This is a genomic window from Sphingobacterium sp. UDSM-2020 (assembly GCF_016132525.1).
Classification (GTDB): Bacteria; Bacteroidota; Bacteroidia; order Sphingobacteriales; family Sphingobacteriaceae; genus Sphingobacterium; species Sphingobacterium anhuiense.
Genome location: NZ_CP066166.1, coordinates 4,271,142 through 4,288,231, shown reverse-complemented (window position 1 = coordinate 4,288,231; position 17,090 = coordinate 4,271,142). Strand labels below are relative to the sequence as shown.

Genomic DNA, 17,090 nt, shown 5'->3' with positions numbered 1-17,090 from the left:
TCCGGTTTACACAAAAATGATCACTATCTTAATCAACATTTAAAATAACGTTGCGAAATATTATGAATATCTCGAGTGACAATCTCAGCTCATTGAAGTCCTAAAATATTTTTCCAGCTATAACTGGTCGAATTATATTTCAAAATGAAAAGCACTTATTATAAACAGTGTATCCTGATCATTGTAAATTATAGTAGTAGATGGCTCAGTTTTTGATTTATCAGGTAGATTCTGTTTTAAAACAGATAATTCATTAAAAACTAAAAAAAAAATTACATGAAGAGTACTTTTAAATCATTATTTGCTAAGGTATGCACCCTCCTTTTAACATTTTCTATCCTATTACAATCCTGTGCGGAAACACCAGATAAATTCTTTGGTGTTGCTATTTTAAATAGTAACATGATTTCCGATTTTGGAACACCGAGACTGACAAAAGAACTTAATGATAATACAATTGAATATCCAGATATTCCTTCCAGCAAAAAGAACGGAAATGAAGCGACAGATATTATTAAAAATAAGATTCTCTATTTGGAAAAAGTACTTAAGGATCTAAATGCACTATCAGCCAATAGTGATGATAGAGAAGAAATCAAAAAACAAGCCATTGCACTATATGAATTTGTATTGCCGGTATATAAAAATGAATATACTGCTTATGCGCAGCTTTGTGACACCAAAGCTCCTCAAGAGCAAAAAGATAAAATAGCAAATTCAATAGAACAAAAATACAATGCTGAGTTTGAAAAAAGATTAAACTCTTTAGTAGCGCTAGGAAAAGAATTTGCAACCGAAAACAACCTGAATGTAAAGTGGGATTAAGCGATGTTGTCCATCTGAATTAACCGGAATCATCACATGTAATGTAGAATCCTGTCATATTTAGGTATAGGGTATATTTGAAAAGTGGTTAATTTAATTCACTTTTCAAATATACTCCTTAAAGAAAAGGTTTTAATGTAAAAAAATTAGAATTTAGGTTTTTTAATGTTGATCCATGTTTTATTCGGTTCCTTAATGAGGTCTCCCGGCAATATTCTATTCAATATAAAGTCCTCCTCTTTAATAACATATGACGTGGGGCTTTCAGACTCAGGCACATAAACCATTTTAAAGATTGCATCAGGATCTGAACAACTAATATCAGATTCTACGACTTGTATATCGTTGCTAGCCAACCAGGCAGCAAGCTCCTCATTGTCAAAATGTCTAATGTAATTAACTTCTGTATCAAAATTCTTTAGTTCGATCGCAGCCAGTTCCGGGAAAAAAGTGGTCAGATAACTCTCATACGCTTTTCTATCATTCTTTCTCAAAGCATAGTTTTTGACAATGAGACGATGGGGATTATATCCAAAGTTGAAATCATTCGGATTTTCAACAAACCCATAATGCTTATCATAAGCGATAATACGGGTGTCCATATTTAATTTATCTTCTTCCATAATTATACTTTAGAGTATTAACAATTAAAAACACCATATTGTTCAAGAGAAATCGTTGAAGTTAACGTCTTAACTTGAGATACAACCATTGACAAGCTGCTATTTTTCACTCCCCTACAATTACAAACTTAATTTCATGGTCTTGTGATTTTTAAAGAAATCAATTGCTATATTTATATAGCTTATAATACCTATTATATATCAAGTAACATGTTTAACTATAAGAACCTGCTCTATATTATTTCACTTGTTATATTCTTTAGTTGTCATGGACATCATGCAATTAACTCTAAAGATCCAGCAGAAATCATAGAGAAAAAAGAACAGTTATCATTAAACAAAGACTATTCAACACTTGGAGAGCTGATTTACACGATTAATTTTCAAGTAAAAACAGATAATGTAAATGATTATGAAGATGGTTTCATTCCTTGGATACAGTTAGAAAAACCCGATGCAGACATGGCCAATCTTCATAATAAAGATGAAATTGTACTGAACAACTCTTCAGTAGAAATACTTATAGACTATCCCTTAAACAAGGAATATAAGTTCACGATAACATCAGAAAAGGGTTTTACCAGAGAACAGTTATTACATGCAATCAGTAAACAATATTACATCCTCTATGAGGAAGAAGAAAATAGTGCTACGGTGAAAACGGTTCCATTAGAGAAAAGAACGACCATGTACAATCGAAATGAAACAGATGGTAAATACGGAATATGGGGGCATGATATAGCAGATTTAGTTCTTTCCAGCATTTTAGTCTACAGATCAAATAATGGAAAAACAATACTTGCACTTCAGATTGAATCCTAAATCAGTACTGCGAACTATTGACCTATGGCATAAAAATCATAAATAAAAATATCATTTTTGACAGCAATGCATAAATTGAAACGATCACCTTCCCAACATAAATGTAAAAAGCTCCTTTGATCAATTAAAATAAACATATATATGGACAAAAAAATAATATTACTTTTAGCAAGTTACATTTTAGGGTTTTCAAATTCATATGCAAAGGTGACTTCATTTAACATTGACAGCACCAAATTCAAAAAAGAGGTAGCATTGGAATTGGATTCGATCTTCTTTAAAGATCAAGAATATCGAAAACAGTATATACAACTTGCTAGAAATGGTGCTGATAAAAATGAATTAGCCATTGCATCCAATAATATTCGAATTGCCGATTCGCTCAATCTGATAACAGTTACAAAAATACTTGACCATGATGGCTGGATGGGACCACAGGACATCGGTATGTTTGCCAGTCAAGGTCTATTTTTAGTTATTCAGCATGCAAATTTAACTATTCAGGAAAAGTATCTACCAATAGTCGAGGAGGCTGAAAAGAACGGTAAAACCCTTTCTAGTAATTTGGCCATCTTAAAAGATAGAATTGCCGTCCGAAAAGGCCAAGAACAGCCGTACGGAAGTCAGGGATTTACCGACAAAAAGACTAAGAAAAATTTTATTTATCCAATTATGGACATTAATAATCTTGACAAAAGAAGAGCTGCTATGGGACTTCCACCCATGGTAGAATATGTACCTGGATGGAATATAGAAAAGTACAATACGGATTTACCTGAGATAAAAGAAGCTATAAAAAAAATGAAACAGTAACCCCGAAATCCTTACGTTCATGAAGAACTTCATTTTTCCTACAGTTGAGCACACAAAAGCCACTTCTTTATAAAGAAGTGGCTTTTGTGTGCTCAACTCCAAATCGTAATGAAACGCAGAGTAGCACAAGTCTGCTGAGCTTGATGCTAAAGGTGAACAGCGATACCTAGATTAGCTACAGCCCCACTACCTTTTATATAATACCTTCCTTCGTTTGTCGCACCGCGGACTTCAGCGTGTACCGGATAATAGTTTGCATTGAGCAAATTATTAACAGAAAACGTCAATGCCATATTTTTAAATTTGTATCGTGTCTGAAAATCCAGAATATCATAACCACTTATCGGATACTTTCCATAATTGTAAGCTTCGACCGGAAACGCATCTCGTCCACCTATATGAAGCATCTGCAAATAGGCATTCCATTGATCTGTGATCTTAAAATCAGCATTAAAATTAAGTTTAAAAGGAGATATAATAGAATTGTCCAATTTATCTTTATACTTGCCTTCATTCTTAAGATCCTGTCTACCGTCCATATAACCGATTACTGTACCCAGAGCGAGCCAATCGGTAGCTTTGATATTAGCGACAAGCTCGAGACCATAGATCCGCTGTGGCACCTGTATAAGTTCATAGTTACCAGGGGCTCCGATTTCAGCGAATGTACTCCCCTTTTTTGAGGTACTGTAATACCCTGTCAACTGATAATCTAACTGACCATATTGACCATTGATACCTGTTTCATAATTATTCACCAGCACAGGCTTTGGATTCACAGAACTTAATGGCACTCCATTTCGCAAAACCAAACCAACATCGCCAATAGAATAACCTTGAGAGAAAGATGCAAAGGGCTGCAGGTACTTTAGTTTATTATATCGCAATCCCAAGTTGAATACAAATGCATCGGAATTATTCTTTTCACCAACAGTTAATTTATCACCTTTCATTAGATCTCCAACTTTAAAACGAAGACTTTCATAGCGAACACCTCCTTTTAATATCCAATATTGAGCAAGATTAAACTTACTCTGTAAATAAAAGGCGACACTGTTCATATTCATATCAGGGGTAACAAATTCATTTTTCATTCCCTTTTGCACAGTATGATCTTTCAGAAAATCTGCACCATAGATCAATGTTAACTTGTTCTCTCGTTGTAGATCAAAAGGAGTGTTAAAATTGAGACGAGCTCCCTGATGATCCGAATAAATCTGATTATAGGTTTCAAACACTGTATTCATATCTTCATAGTAAAGACTAAGATTAGCATCTGTTTTACCATACTTACCATCATACTTAATATTCAAGGCTTTATTGTAGGGGGTACCTCCGTTGATCACTGTATCTAATGGTATCCCGATAGCAGGAGAAACTCCAAACTCTCCTTTTGTTCCCACATACTTACTATCTTGTAAACTCCGGTAATAATTACCCATAACCTCTATGCGATGGTTATCACTGATGTTGTATCCGATCTTTGCAAGGGTATTATAAGAACGTGTTTCACCTAAGCCATAAAAAGGACTTACAACTTCACCATCTGAGGAACGGATGACACCCGAATTAGCAATCTTGCCTTGAACCAAATAATCAAACTTATTCACCTGTCCAGAAAAAACTTGTGCCAAATTATAACCGTACGTTTCACTAGGCTTGACAAGGTTGATCGCGTTGTTAAGATAAGTAGATGAACTAAATGATTTTTCCTTTTTTGGTTTCTTGGTAATATAATTGATAATACCGCCAGCTGCACCGTTACCATACATTGCCGACGCACCGTTGATTACCTCAATATGATCGATTGCACTCGCATCGATAGAACGCAGGTCACGGCCACCGTTACGCAAGGGAGTAGACTGAGGAATTCCGTCTATAAGCACTAAAAAGTTACGCCCCCGAATTTTTGCGATAAAGTTATTCTGACTCTCCTCACTCGGTGAAATACTGGGCACTTTCTGCATTAACATGTTGGGAAGATTATCATTGATCTGACGTTGCACTTCCATAGCTGCAGGACTGATATAAGTAACAGAAGAAGGTACTTCATCGATACGTTCAACCAATCGGCTAGCCGTGACAATAACCTCATCAAGATTATTATCCTTACCAACAAGCACCAAACCTGAGAGTCTCAAAGCTACAGCCGAAACGGTTATATCTTCCGAAAGCTCTGAATAACCTAAACTTTTGATGATCAACTTGTAATGACCGAATGGTAACTTATCTAGGATAAATCGTCCCTGAGGATCTGTTTTTGTACTTCCTAAACCTTCAATGTTTACTAACGCTGCTGAAATCGGGGCACCTTGAGCATTGCTAACAATCCCTTCTACCTTCCCAAAAGCTTGCTTAACAGGAATACTAGTAACGTCAACAGTATTCAAATCAATATGCTTATTTAATTCCTTGGCATATATAGGTGATGCTGTCATCCATAAATTCAAGCAACAGCTTATAAGCAACGTGCTTTTTAAGGTGTAGCTATGGAGAGACTTTCCGTAGTTCATTTTGTTATTTGTTTAAATTGAGGTATAGTTATTTCAAAAAATTAAATAATATTGATCAATAATTCGTGACATAATCGAGCGAACTATTTAGACTCATTAAAATTAACGTGCCAAATATATAAATAAATTCCATTAAAGAGAGATGTAAGTAAGAATAATGATTCCTGATCTCTATCATCCATATCACACTAGATTGACATCTCTGTCCATATGAAGTACTGATGTTTATTTTATTTCGCACATCAGCAAAAAAAAAGGAGATTCCATAAAGAATCTCCTTTTTTCCCGAATCGCACACGCCAACTTAATGAATACGTGACCTTAATGAGTCCTCCCGTTTAGCATCCCAGTAGCCACAGTCAAGCTCTATAAATACCGAGGTGTAAGGTTGTAATGATTCCGTCTTAAGAACAACCACTTTAAACAGTTTTGATGCCTCATCTATTTTTTTGAATATCGCTTCGTGTGGAATATCCTGAACAGTATATTTACTCCAGAGGGCTTTAACCTCCTTTTTATACTTATCTACACCTTTTACTAAACCCTCATCCAGATAATTGAGTTCTGCATCCTGATAGATAATCGGTTTGATATGAGCCTGCACCTGAAATATACTGTCCATTTCGCGCAGCACATCCATCATTTCTGCTCCCGTATTGATCATCACAATATCCGAATTATGAGGTGCTGGGTAGGCCTTATCAACAATCAAAATCCAGTTCCGATGTCCCAACAAAGGCAGCTGCTCTTCTAACCTTTGTTGCCAATCCTTATTGTTTATGCTTCCCTTTTGCTGAACACTGGCGGGTTGACAAGCGACTAAAGAAAGTATCAGCAGCAATACCATTATAGTTCTCAATTTTCTTATCATGACCAGCTAATCTGAAGTAAATCCCCCTTGTTCAGTTGCAGTTCCTTCTGAAATGTTACCGTTAATTTATCCGAAGCATCCTCTACTCTCGACAATTTTAGGGGTTTATTATTTAGAACTGCTTTTAGTCGATCCTTTTGCACAGGCTCATTTCTGACCTTACCTATCGAAAACTTCTGCAACTGTAAATTTCCATAAGCGACAGACAGCTGACTTGTCTGTTCAGTATCTTGTTGAATCTGTTCATAACTTCCCCATGCTTCTGCTGTTGTGAAAGGGCATTTGAACTTTTCTGGCAATACCTTCGGTGCAAAAGCCAAGTATTTATTAGGACCATGATACGCATATCCACAAGCATTCACAAATGTACCATAGCTTGCCATGGCACGGGCATAATGATCACTACATTCTATTTCATTAAATGGATTCCGCTTTGCAGCATGGTAACGGTCATGAATGACCCGGGTCAAAACTAAGCTCTCCTCCACCATACCTTCTGCCATCATATGCGCGGCTACCTGATGTTCAAATCCGCTCATACATTCATGAAAATAACCCAATTGCCAGGTTTCATTTTCCCCATAAGCTTTCGCTTCATTTTTAGGGTTGGTATTCATCACCATCCCCCCCTCTCCGGCAAGAGCATAAGGACGACCATTCAAATGCGTTTTGATATAAGGACCTACATCCATTGTAAAGTTGTACTTCCATAAAGCACGTAAAGCCGCCAATGTCTGTTTTTGATCATTGATACGGGGCATCCCCAATTGAAAAGTCCATGCCTGTCCATACACCTGATCAATATGGCAAGTGTTGTAAGAACCCAGATTTTTACGGCCAGATTCTGTATTGGGACGATGAATATAATAATCACCATTAAAGAGTTCTTTATCCATATTCACTGAGCCTTTCTTGACATAATCGTAGCACAATTTTGCAAAACTCCTGTCTCCCATTTCCGTAGCCATTGCCCCTCCAGCTTGTACAGCAGCCAGACAAAGACCTACAATCCATGATATCTCACCTTCCCAGACCGCATCGAGCGTATTTTCCATAGGTGTATCGGTCATACCGTCGCCGTTCTTGTCTTGATCAATAATAAACTGGATCGCTTTTTTTAAATTAGCCCAATTTCTCTTCAAAAAAACATTGTCGCTAGACATCTGATGATCCCGGTAAAAACGAAGTACAACACCTGCCTGCCCATCTATAGCAGGACGGCTTTCATATTCGGCTCTAAAAATAATCGCCCCAGTCTCTGGTTTAAAGGCAATGTCAAGATCCGTGACCTCACGCAGATTACGCTCCAGCTCAGGAAATATACGTCCCATGGCCTGTCCGTACTGCCAGACGTGTGTGCAGGTTCCTGCACATGCACCGATACCTTCCCAGCCCCAAAAACGGCCCGTTGCGAACCGATACGTATTGGCTGTAGCCAAAGTTCCGATATTAACAAAAGTGCGGTCCAGGAACCAGTACGGAAGCGTCGAGTCATTCCACGTATCAGCCCATAATAATGTGTTTTCGTCCAGTTTATTTCTCTCCTGATTATAATACTCCAGTACATGATAAGCATTACTAAACTTTGTTCCGTACCAATAACCATTTTGAGCATCTTTAATTCTTTCCTTCAGCTTAGGATGAACATTGTTAAAATACCAACTTATCGCATAAGAGATTTTAACCTTTGTAGTAGCAGGTATCTTTCTTTTAACAGTAAGACTCCCCACCTGCAACTCATTAAAACCGATATTGCTAGACCCTGCTTCACTGATTAGATCAGCAGGGTTTATAGGCCATTCTTTAATTTGCGCTACAGCAATCGCATCACTGTGCTGGCACGATATGGCCATAGAGCCATAATCACTGGCTATAAGATCTTTCTCCGGAACCTGTTGACATTCGAAAAATAACGCTTTCCCATCAATAAGATCTTTCGAAACCGACACTTTACGGACCGATGAAAAGTCTTTTCTATTCTTATGAACCCCATTTTCTAGCCAGCCACTAATCAGTACATCCAATGGTTGATCAGTTTTATTAACGACTTCAACATGCAGCGTAGTCATAGGCAGTGAAGAATTTTCGATATCCAACGGAATAAAAGGAGAATAAGCCGTAAGCTTTACATCAACCGGAAAATCAGCACTACTGTAAGTTACTGTACATGTCGGGTACGAGGGTTCAAATACAATTTCGTCCCAATGGTTTTCGCGGAGCTCTTTTATCAACTGCTTACCTTTATAATACACAGAGATTGCAAATCCCTGTTCCAGTATGCGTAGATTATCTGCAATAGCCGGCTCAATATAAGCAGAACCATCTCTTGGACGAATCCGAACCTGTTCTTTACCGTTGTTCCATAGCACTATTTTCGGTTCTACACCTTCCTTCATACCATCGTAAGATTCGTTGTAAATCTGCCACAGCCACAACCGGCCGTCCCCTCCGATATACACAGTACCAGTATGAAGTCCTCCAATAGGCATACCGATATATTTGAGCTCATTTTTACTTTTAAAGTACTTGATTTTTTCTCCACGCTCATATAGTGAAGCTAGCCATTGGGGATCTATAGCCTTATCGGCTTCAATATTATGAATTGGTTGTTCCCATGCAAAAATGCTGCGGGACCATGCCGGAAACTGTGTCGCCAAAACACCCAAGCTGATTAAACTTGAATTCCTTAAAAAATTTCTTCTGTTCATTATTTACGGTTTATCATGCCTAATTACCATCCTGGGTTCTGAGGCAGTAGGTTTTTATTTTTGTCAATTGAACTCTGTGGTACTGGCCATAGGTAATGTTTACTCTTTTCAAATTTTCGGTTTTGAGCAAGAAATCTCGGTTTAGTCCAGTCACCGATCAGATCATTCTGATTACTGTTGATACCCTCTGCATTTTTATTCAGTACATCTTCCGCAATTTTCCAGCGTAATATGTCAAAATATCGCTTATGTTCTGCAACAAACTCATGCCGTCTTTCTTCCCGAATCAATTTACGCATAACAGCCTGATCTGACAAATCACTATTGCTTAACAAAGGTAGGCCTGCCCTCTTTCTAATCTGATCAATCATGGTTTTGATCTGCAGATCACCAGGTTTAAACTCATTCAATGACTCAGCAATGATCAGTAAGGTTTCAGCATAGCGATAAATAGGCCAATTGGCAAAACCAGCATCTGTTTTAACATACTCCGGTTCGTTAAACTTCAGGTACATATACCCCGTAATTCCCCCGCCCTCACTGTTGATTTTTTCACCCATATTGTAAGCTGGGTGAGGTTGGTAAGCCGCATATTTGCCATTTGGACGCAATACAGGTTCACCAGGTAACATAAATGTTTTTTTCAACCTTTTATCCCTGTTTTCCCAAGGTTTTGCCGGATCATATAAATTGGAACTGCGAATGTCTTTACCATCGGTACAGAGATAAGAATCAACCAATTCGCGGGTCGGACAAAAACTTGCCCAACCATTTCCTGTTATCCCCGTTCCTGCCGGAGAAGCCAGTACTGGTAACATATGGGTTATTTTATCTTCCACGTACTGTCTTGCCAAGATTACTTCAGTCGTATTGAGATTGTTGGCCTGCTTAAACACCTCCGCATAATCGTCGACTAAACCATATCCCATTTTTAAAACTTCGGATGCCGCCTCATAGGCCTGTTTCCACAACTGTGGATCTGCAGCACCTTCATGATATTGTTTGATACTGGCTTGATGTAAATAGATATTTGCTTTTAACATGTAGGCTGCCCCCTTGTTGATTCTTCCCAAGTTTGCTCCAGTATAATGTTCCGGCAAATGATCGATAGCATAAACCACATTTTCAAGAGCATAGTCCAACACCAGGTTTTTATCTGTCCGCGGTAATGCACTTTCATCAAGATTGATCGGTTCATCTTTGATCAATGGGATATTACCGTAATGTTGCACCATTCTAAAATAACGCAATGCTAAAATAAACCGAGCCTCCGCTTCAAGTCTATTTTTTACATCTTGCGTAAAAGACATTTTACTTAACTGTTGCAAATAATAAAGACATTTCCGAATATCATCATATCTCCACTCCTCCTGAACGTAAGCAGTCGCCGCATTATGATTACCCATACTGATATACCCGAGGCCACCTTCACCCCAAGCATTGGTCATAACAGAGTTATCGCTTTGACAATCACGCCAAAAGTCCCGTTCTCCAGGTAATGCTGTATATACTGCATTAAGCCCCACCAGGGCATCATTTTCTGTTTTCCAAAAGTTTTTTTCTGCAGCCTCAGATAATGGATCTCTATCCAAAAACTTTTCACAGTTGCTAAAAAGCACCGGAATAGATGCACAGATTATTATTTTGCTTATAAAATTAAATTTCATGATAGTATATTTTTAAAGGCAATGAAACAGCCTGCAGTACTTGTTTTCATGTTATACGGACAAGCATTTCATCCTTTTTTAAAAGTTAAGATTAACACCAAATGAAAACGTTCTGGATAGAGGATAATAACTTCCCTCTGGATCAAACCCAGGATATGCAGTGATCGTTGCCAGATTCTGTCCCGACAGAAATAACCGAAGTCCGTTGAGTTTCCAATTATCCATAAGACGTTTCGGAAACGTATATCCCACCTGCACATTCTGAATCTTGAGATAGTCGGCCTTTCTTAACCAATAGTCAGAATACTGCTGATCGTTAGAAGTATTTTGTAAGGACAATCTTGGATAACTCGCATCGGTATTCGTTGTTGTCCAATTATCCAGATGCATAGGCCTTGCATTCTGTGTTAGAAAAAATGCCCAGCCTTCATAACCGCTGATGTAACGTACATTTTGTAGTGTTCCATAAAAATTAGCCATCATATCCAAATTTCTCCATCCCAAACTGATATTCATACCAAATCGAATACTGGGCTTGTCCCGCAAAATCACACGATCCTCCCCATTGATTACGCCATCATGATTTTGATCTTGATAACGGATGTTCCCTGGAAAAACATTTGTCCCCTGCGATGCGCTGTTCTGAATTTCATCTTCAGATTGAAACAGTCCGATAGCTTGATATCCATAAGGAAGATTGAAGGTATGCCCGACCTCGGTATAGGTTGAGGAACCAATCCAAGGTCCTGTTCCTGCTAAATCCCGGACTTTATTCTTGGAAAAAGAAGTATTAAAGTCCACGGCCCAGTTCCAATCATTTTTGTGATCCTTGTATCCAACCAAAACTTCTAAACCAGAGCTCTTCAGTTTCAACAGGTTGTCTAACGGTCCTGTTAAACCAAATTCTGAAGGTACTGGAGGAGCATACAAGATCTTATCCCTATTATTTATGAAATAATCAATACTGAAATTGATTGTCTTGGCGATTCCCAGATCCAGACCAAAATTAGTCTGTTTCGATTCTTCCCAACTGATATTGGGATTGATCGACACATTGTTCCATGCCCCCGGGACAACCAAACCATTAAACCCGTACATCGCAGGCTCATAGGCCAACACAGCAGCAGTTGCATAGTTACCCACCTTTTCTGCATCACCCAATATTCCCCAAGAACCTCTTAATTTTAAAGAGGAAATTAAATCCCAATGAAAAAAATCTTCCTTATGGATATTCCATCCGGCTGAAAAAGAGGGAAAAATACCCCAACGATAACCTTTAGCAAATCGTGATGAACCATCACCTCTTATATTTGCCTGCAAAAGATAGCGACCTTTATAATCATAATTTAAACGTCCAAATAACGATTGAATGGCTACATCTTTAGCCTGTCCAGCAGATCTCATATTTATTTGACTACCACTGTTAAGCACATCGACTTCTCCAAAAGGGAGATTCTCTCTAAATGCGGAAAAGTCTGATGTATTAAAATATTCCTGTGAGAATCCACCTAACAATTTGATGGAATGATCACCAACTTTCTTGTTATAATCTACTGTAAATTGGAGCATATTTCGGTAGTTATTACTCACTCCTTCCGTCAAGCCTGTTATTCTATTCTGCACAGAAGCGACCTCCCCCTTATCATTGTAAAGATTATAAGTCAAGACCCGATCTTTACTCCAATTATCATAGGTATAACGTGAAAAATTCCCTTTAAACTCGAGATCTTGAATCGGTCTAAATACCACTTCAAAAATGCCCATCAGCTCCTTATACTTTTGTTTATTATAACCAGCTTCCTGTACACCCGCAATTGGATTATTCGCAATAGCAGAACCTGTTCCATACTGACCAAATGAATTTTTGATAAAATTTATCGGTGCTATACGCGTAGCTTGACTTTGCCAGGATTCAACTCCTCCCTGGGGTGTATTGATATAAGTTTCTGTATATTGAATATTAGCTCGCGCAGTTAATTTATCCGAAAGTTTAAATGTCATATCGGGTTTAAGGATCACACGGTTGTAATTATTATTCGGTAGCGTCCCATTCTGATAATCGTGCGATGCCGAAAATCTATATTTCATTTTTTCTGTATTCCCGGAAAAAGCCAGATAGTTATTGGTGATCAAAGTATTACGTTTATAAATCTCTTCGTACCATTTTACATCTGCATATTTTCCATTTTTAAGATCTTCCAATCCTTTCTGGCCATAAAGAGGTGTCTTACCATCATTAACCAAAGCTTGATCCCACAGCTTCATAAAATCTTCAGAGCCTACAAAATCAATCTGAAATTGTGGCGATTGTATACCTACTGAACTATTCAGTTCTATCCTTAATTTATCCAACTCCTGACCACTTTTGGTCGTAATCAGGATCACCCCATTCGCGGCACGAGAGCCATATATCGATGCCGAAGCGGCGTCTTTCAATACAGAAACACTTTCGATATCATTAGGATTGAGCGTATTGATATTTCCTGGCACACCATCAATCAAAATCAGTGCGCCAGAACTTCCTCCAATAGTGGATGTCCCCCGAATATTAATGGTAGCACCACTACCGACTGCTCCACTTCCTTTACTTATATTGAGCCCCGGGACAGTTCCAGCCAACAACTCCTGTACATTCGTGACGGGTTTAGATTTTAATGCTTTTCCAACATTTACCACACCAACCGATCCAGTAAGATCCGATTTCTTCTGTGTACCATATCCCACAACAACAACTTCGTCCAGATTATTAACAACACTCTGTAATGTAATCGTCAGATTTCCACTCTGAAGAATCGTCACCACCTGTGTTTCATAACCGATGAAACTAATCTGTAATTTATCCCCTTCAGCAGCATTAATTTCGAATGTCCCCGATTCATCCGAATGCGTCGCAACTTCACTATCCATTTTCTTAATCGTTACACCAGCAAGTGTGCCTCCTTGACCATCTTTCACCACGCCCTTTACCTTCTTCTCTTGTGACGTTTTAAGCAACTCAACCTCTTTATTGACAATATGCCGTTTTGATGTTGCTTTTGACGCTATTATATACTGATTGCTAGAAATTTTTTCAGCTTTCAGATTTATGCGAGCTAATAAAATATGAAGATCTTTCAATCTTATCGAAGCACTGTCAAAATTTTCTATTGATTGATTTTTAAGCACCTGATCAGCATATACAAAATAGATTTTTTCCCGTTTTGAAATCAGGGATAAAAGCTCATCTAACTTCATCGTACTGACTTTGCCGCTATTATTAAGCTGTTCACTGATGACGATTATATTCGTTTCACTAAAAATGCCTGCAGCACGGGCTGTATGCGGACTAAGCACAAGAAGGCCAGGCCACATCAAGACGAATTGTTTGGTCCAGTTGCGGTTCATAATTTGATTTTGAGATTTATGGTTTTATTGATTATTTTTTTTAAAGATTATTTGGTCATTTTCCTTAACAATTTCAATGTTATAAATACTGCTTATAGAGCGGTAAAGATTTTCCTGGTCCCGAACATCAATCTCGCCGCTCATCGTGAAGCCCTGTATTTCCTTTGGTAGATTATTTACAATATCTACGCCTTGTGTGATTTCTAACCAGGTTACAATTTCATGCAGGCTCGTATTATTCAATTGCAACACGCCCGTATGCCAAGCATTCATGAGAACCGCTTTAATCGGCACCAATTTCAATTCATTTCCTTCACTTTTGACCACTTGTCCAGGTGCCATGATGACCTTTTTATCAAACTGATTAACTGATACACGACCTTCATCCAGAGCAATTAACTTGACATGTTTATTATTGATCATGTTGAAACGCGTTCCAAGAACTTTCACCTCAAATCCATCTCCTTTAACTGTAAACGGTACCCGAACTTTATCTTTTATTTTTTTTGCAACATGTAGATAAGCTTCTCCCTCAAGCTCAAGATGTCTTCCCTGTTCATCTTCGCGATATTTAATCTGACTACCCTTATTTAAGATGACCCGACTGCCATCCGGAAGTGATACAGAACGTTGGTCAATTGCAGAAACGATTGCAATAGTATCAACAGATTTATAATCCAAAGGCATATTAAACCATATCGAAAGCGATAATATAGCGAAGATCATTGCTGCATATGGAATCCAACTGCTAACCATCCGCTTCAAGAATGAAGTTCGAGATACGGGTGAATCCGAATATTCAACAAAGTCATCGACGGCCGACCAAACCTCTGATGCATACGCATCGCCATTAAACACGGATTGCTCAAAATACTGCAGCTCATACAAAGTTCTAGCTAAGTAAGAAACAGGTCTATACGCTAGCCGTTCGGCAAACCATTGCTCCCATTCATCTTGTTCGACAAATTCGGAACGTGCTAATAGTTTACAGAATTCCTGATTTTCATACAAATCATGCAAAAGCTCATCTTCTTCAGGTAGTTTCATTTAAGTCATTTAGGTTCTTCTCACTATTTGTACATCGTACTATTAAAAGACACAAGATCTCAAACTTTACCCCACCCAATCATTAAAAAAAACATATCACACTGATTATCAAGCAAAAATAATTCAACACATCAGATAACAGATCGAAATCATATAAATTCTTATATTTGGTTGGCTGATAAAAGAAGCTTAAGCATCTATTTTTAATGAAACTACTAGAACACGATAATCATGAGTGGAATAATTTCTGTGCGGGAAACCGTACATCATTTAAAGTGATCTATGAGAATTATTTCAACAGTTTATTTCTGTATGGTTTACGCTTTACAGACAATCATGAGGTTATTAAAGATATCATCCAAAACCTGTTTTTTAAATTATGGGAAAACAGAAAGTCACTTCAGGATATTAAGCACCCACGCAGTTATCTGCACCGGGCCTTGCGTAACCTTCTCCTAAATAGTCAGCGCGACTCCAAACAGTACCTACATGAGCCTATTGACGAAGAGCATTATTCATTTCAATTGGATTTACCTATAGAATCTACCATTATTCGTGAAGAAGAACGATTGGAAATTCATAAACAGTTGAAAGACGCTTTCCGTCATCTTACCCCAAAACAAAAGGAAATGCTGTACCTAAAATATGTGAAACAGCTTTCATTTGAAGAAATTGCCGAAATTTTGGAAATTTCAATAAAAGGTACTTATAAGCTACACCAAAGAGCTATACAATCATTAAGAGCACAACTTGGTCAGATAGGAAATTCCCTTTTTTCCCTTATTGTATTGTACTTTCAGATCGTAAAATGATTTACTAAAATTCGATGAACTTATATTATTAAATAAACGTAAAAGGTTTATATAGATTTTAAAATCGCATCCCTTGCCCATTTATTAGCAGTACAATTTTACCTAACGTCCACAAGCTTAGTAACAAGACACGATTTAAGAAATAAGAAAGTTATTTTGATGGAAAATGATAAAAACCTTTCAGTTTGGAGTATACCCCTGAAATAGAAAAAGGAGATACTATTTGTATCTCCTTTTTCTATCATAAGCCATTTGAACTTACTTAAATTTCAACAGATTAATATGTTTACAATAAAACGTTCAAATCAGTTGTATATAAAATGATGTCAGGAACAAACTTTAAATTTTCCGCCGTTAAGAATTATTTTTGACAACATCAACCATATGATCCAGATCAAACGGTTTTTCGATATAATCATCAGCTTTACAATCTTTTGCTGTTTGAGGCAAATCATATGATGTTGAAGTAAGCACGGCCGATAAATCCTCTGTTTCTGGATCACTTTTCAACTCTTCTATCACTTTCGTACCTTTCTTCCCTCCCCGAATATGCTCATCTACTACCACAACATCGGGTTCGATCTTGTCGATATTTTCAATGGGTTCGGTTGTTAATGATGAAGTAACATCAAAGCCTTCATCCGTCAAAACTTCATCCATGATTTCAAGGATATCTTCATCATCCTGAATAAGCACAACCTTTTTTTTCATATTTCCAACAATTTTGACACAAATATATAGATATAAAATTAATATTCTAAAGACCTAATCAACACCTTTTAAACATGATAACAAATTGACAATCAATAAAATTTATAGTTAAATTTATATCACAAAAGTTTAACATAAACACACTAGTAGGATAATTATAAAACTTTTTTTATAGAGCCATCAACATCTCGCGTTCTATTGCCAAGTAACAATTATAAACATTCTAATCTATTTACCACATCGAAAAATATGGTTTAGTTAAAGCCGGAAGTACCTGGTCCCTAATTTCATGTT

12 protein-coding genes are annotated in these 17,090 nt (G+C 37.4%); 4 read left to right on the top strand and 8 right to left on the bottom strand.

Going from position 1 to position 17,090, the window contains the following annotated elements; genetic code table 11:
- The first annotated feature begins 276 nt into the window (after positions 1-276).
- Entirely contained in the window at positions 277-825 is a 549-nt protein-coding gene (locus JAZ75_RS17995) for a hypothetical protein (RefSeq protein ID WP_208697237.1), read from the top strand.
- Between the two features lie 146 nt (positions 826-971).
- Here the strand turns inward: JAZ75_RS17995 and JAZ75_RS17990 are convergent, their stop codons facing one another.
- Positions 972-1,448 carry a hypothetical protein gene (locus tag JAZ75_RS17990; protein WP_208697235.1) on the bottom strand — a complete coding sequence of 159 codons (477 nt, stop codon included), beginning with the start codon at positions 1,446-1,448 and terminating at the stop codon, positions 972-974.
- A gap of 210 nt (positions 1,449-1,658) precedes the next feature.
- On the opposite strand from JAZ75_RS17990, the gene JAZ75_RS17985 reads away from it, so the two are divergent.
- A complete protein-coding gene (locus JAZ75_RS17985) occupies positions 1,659-2,270 on the top strand; it encodes a hypothetical protein (protein WP_132840399.1) in 612 nt (203 codons plus the stop codon).
- A 141-nt stretch (positions 2,271-2,411) separates the two neighbouring features.
- Complete coding sequence (locus JAZ75_RS17980; RefSeq protein ID WP_208697233.1) at positions 2,412-3,083, top strand: DUF6624 domain-containing protein; 672 nt, start codon at positions 2,412-2,414, stop codon at positions 3,081-3,083.
- Positions 3,084-3,229: 146 nt separating this feature from the next.
- Here the strand turns inward: JAZ75_RS17980 and JAZ75_RS17975 are convergent, their stop codons facing one another.
- The 6 genes from JAZ75_RS17975 to JAZ75_RS17950 all read right to left on the bottom strand — a co-directional run bounded on the left by JAZ75_RS17975 (position 3,230) and on the right by JAZ75_RS17950 (position 15,273).
- On the bottom strand, positions 3,230-5,596 hold the full coding sequence (locus tag JAZ75_RS17975; protein WP_208697231.1) for a TonB-dependent receptor: 2,367 nt from the start codon (positions 5,594-5,596) through the stop codon (positions 3,230-3,232).
- A gap of 304 nt (positions 5,597-5,900) precedes the next feature.
- A complete protein-coding gene (locus JAZ75_RS17970; RefSeq protein ID WP_208697230.1) occupies positions 5,901-6,467 on the bottom strand; it encodes an RbsD/FucU domain-containing protein in 567 nt (188 codons plus the stop codon).
- On the bottom strand, positions 6,464-9,175 hold the full coding sequence (locus JAZ75_RS17965) for a GH116 family glycosyl hydrolase (protein WP_208697229.1): 2,712 nt from the start codon (positions 9,173-9,175) through the stop codon (positions 6,464-6,466). The genes JAZ75_RS17970 and JAZ75_RS17965 overlap by 4 nt, the downstream gene beginning before the upstream one ends.
- A gap of 23 nt (positions 9,176-9,198) precedes the next feature.
- Positions 9,199-10,842: a RagB/SusD family nutrient uptake outer membrane protein gene (locus JAZ75_RS17960; RefSeq protein WP_208697228.1), complete on the bottom strand. Its 1,644-nt coding sequence runs from the start codon at positions 10,840-10,842 to the stop codon at positions 9,199-9,201.
- A 78-nt stretch (positions 10,843-10,920) separates the two neighbouring features.
- Positions 10,921-14,226: a SusC/RagA family TonB-linked outer membrane protein gene (locus JAZ75_RS17955; RefSeq protein ID WP_208697227.1), complete on the bottom strand. Its 3,306-nt coding sequence runs from the start codon at positions 14,224-14,226 to the stop codon at positions 10,921-10,923.
- Between the two features lie 24 nt (positions 14,227-14,250).
- A complete protein-coding gene (locus JAZ75_RS17950; RefSeq protein WP_208697226.1) occupies positions 14,251-15,273 on the bottom strand; it encodes a FecR family protein in 1,023 nt (340 codons plus the stop codon).
- 206 nt (positions 15,274-15,479) lie between these two features.
- Between JAZ75_RS17950 and JAZ75_RS17945 the strand changes: the two genes are divergently transcribed.
- Positions 15,480-16,085 carry an RNA polymerase sigma factor gene (locus JAZ75_RS17945; protein WP_208697225.1) on the top strand — a complete coding sequence of 202 codons (606 nt, stop codon included), beginning with the start codon at positions 15,480-15,482 and terminating at the stop codon, positions 16,083-16,085.
- Between the two features lie 354 nt (positions 16,086-16,439).
- Here JAZ75_RS17945 and JAZ75_RS17940 read toward each other — a convergent pair whose 3' ends face one another.
- Positions 16,440-16,796: a response regulator gene (locus JAZ75_RS17940; RefSeq protein WP_132767591.1), complete on the bottom strand. Its 357-nt coding sequence runs from the start codon at positions 16,794-16,796 to the stop codon at positions 16,440-16,442.
- Positions 16,797-17,090 lie beyond the last annotated feature (294 nt).

What these genes read in the sequence shown, in the direction of transcription:
- JAZ75_RS17970 (WP_208697230.1), bottom strand. Translation starts at nt 6,467, where the DNA reads ATGATAAGAAAATTGAGAACTATAATGGTATTGCTGCTGATACTTTCT.
- JAZ75_RS17980 (WP_208697233.1), top strand. Translation starts at nt 2,412, where the DNA reads ATGGACAAAAAAATAATATTACTTTTAGCAAGTTACATTTTAGGGTTT.
- JAZ75_RS17965 (WP_208697229.1), bottom strand. Translation starts at nt 9,175, where the DNA reads ATGAACAGAAGAAATTTTTTAAGGAATTCAAGTTTAATCAGCTTGGGT.
- JAZ75_RS17950 (WP_208697226.1), bottom strand. Translation starts at nt 15,273, where the DNA reads ATGAAACTACCTGAAGAAGATGAGCTTTTGCATGATTTGTATGAAAAT.
- JAZ75_RS17955 (WP_208697227.1), bottom strand. Translation starts at nt 14,226, where the DNA reads ATGAACCGCAACTGGACCAAACAATTCGTCTTGATGTGGCCTGGCCTT.
- JAZ75_RS17940 (WP_132767591.1), bottom strand. Translation starts at nt 16,796, where the DNA reads ATGAAAAAAAAGGTTGTGCTTATTCAGGATGATGAAGATATCCTTGAA.
- JAZ75_RS17990 (WP_208697235.1), bottom strand. Translation starts at nt 1,448, where the DNA reads ATGGAAGAAGATAAATTAAATATGGACACCCGTATTATCGCTTATGAT.
- JAZ75_RS17945 (WP_208697225.1), top strand. Translation starts at nt 15,480, where the DNA reads ATGAAACTACTAGAACACGATAATCATGAGTGGAATAATTTCTGTGCG.
- JAZ75_RS17985 (WP_132840399.1), top strand. Translation starts at nt 1,659, where the DNA reads ATGTTTAACTATAAGAACCTGCTCTATATTATTTCACTTGTTATATTC.
- JAZ75_RS17960 (WP_208697228.1), bottom strand. Translation starts at nt 10,842, where the DNA reads ATGAAATTTAATTTTATAAGCAAAATAATAATCTGTGCATCTATTCCG.
- JAZ75_RS17975 (WP_208697231.1), bottom strand. Translation starts at nt 5,596, where the DNA reads ATGAACTACGGAAAGTCTCTCCATAGCTACACCTTAAAAAGCACGTTG.
- JAZ75_RS17995 (WP_208697237.1), top strand. Translation starts at nt 277, where the DNA reads ATGAAGAGTACTTTTAAATCATTATTTGCTAAGGTATGCACCCTCCTT.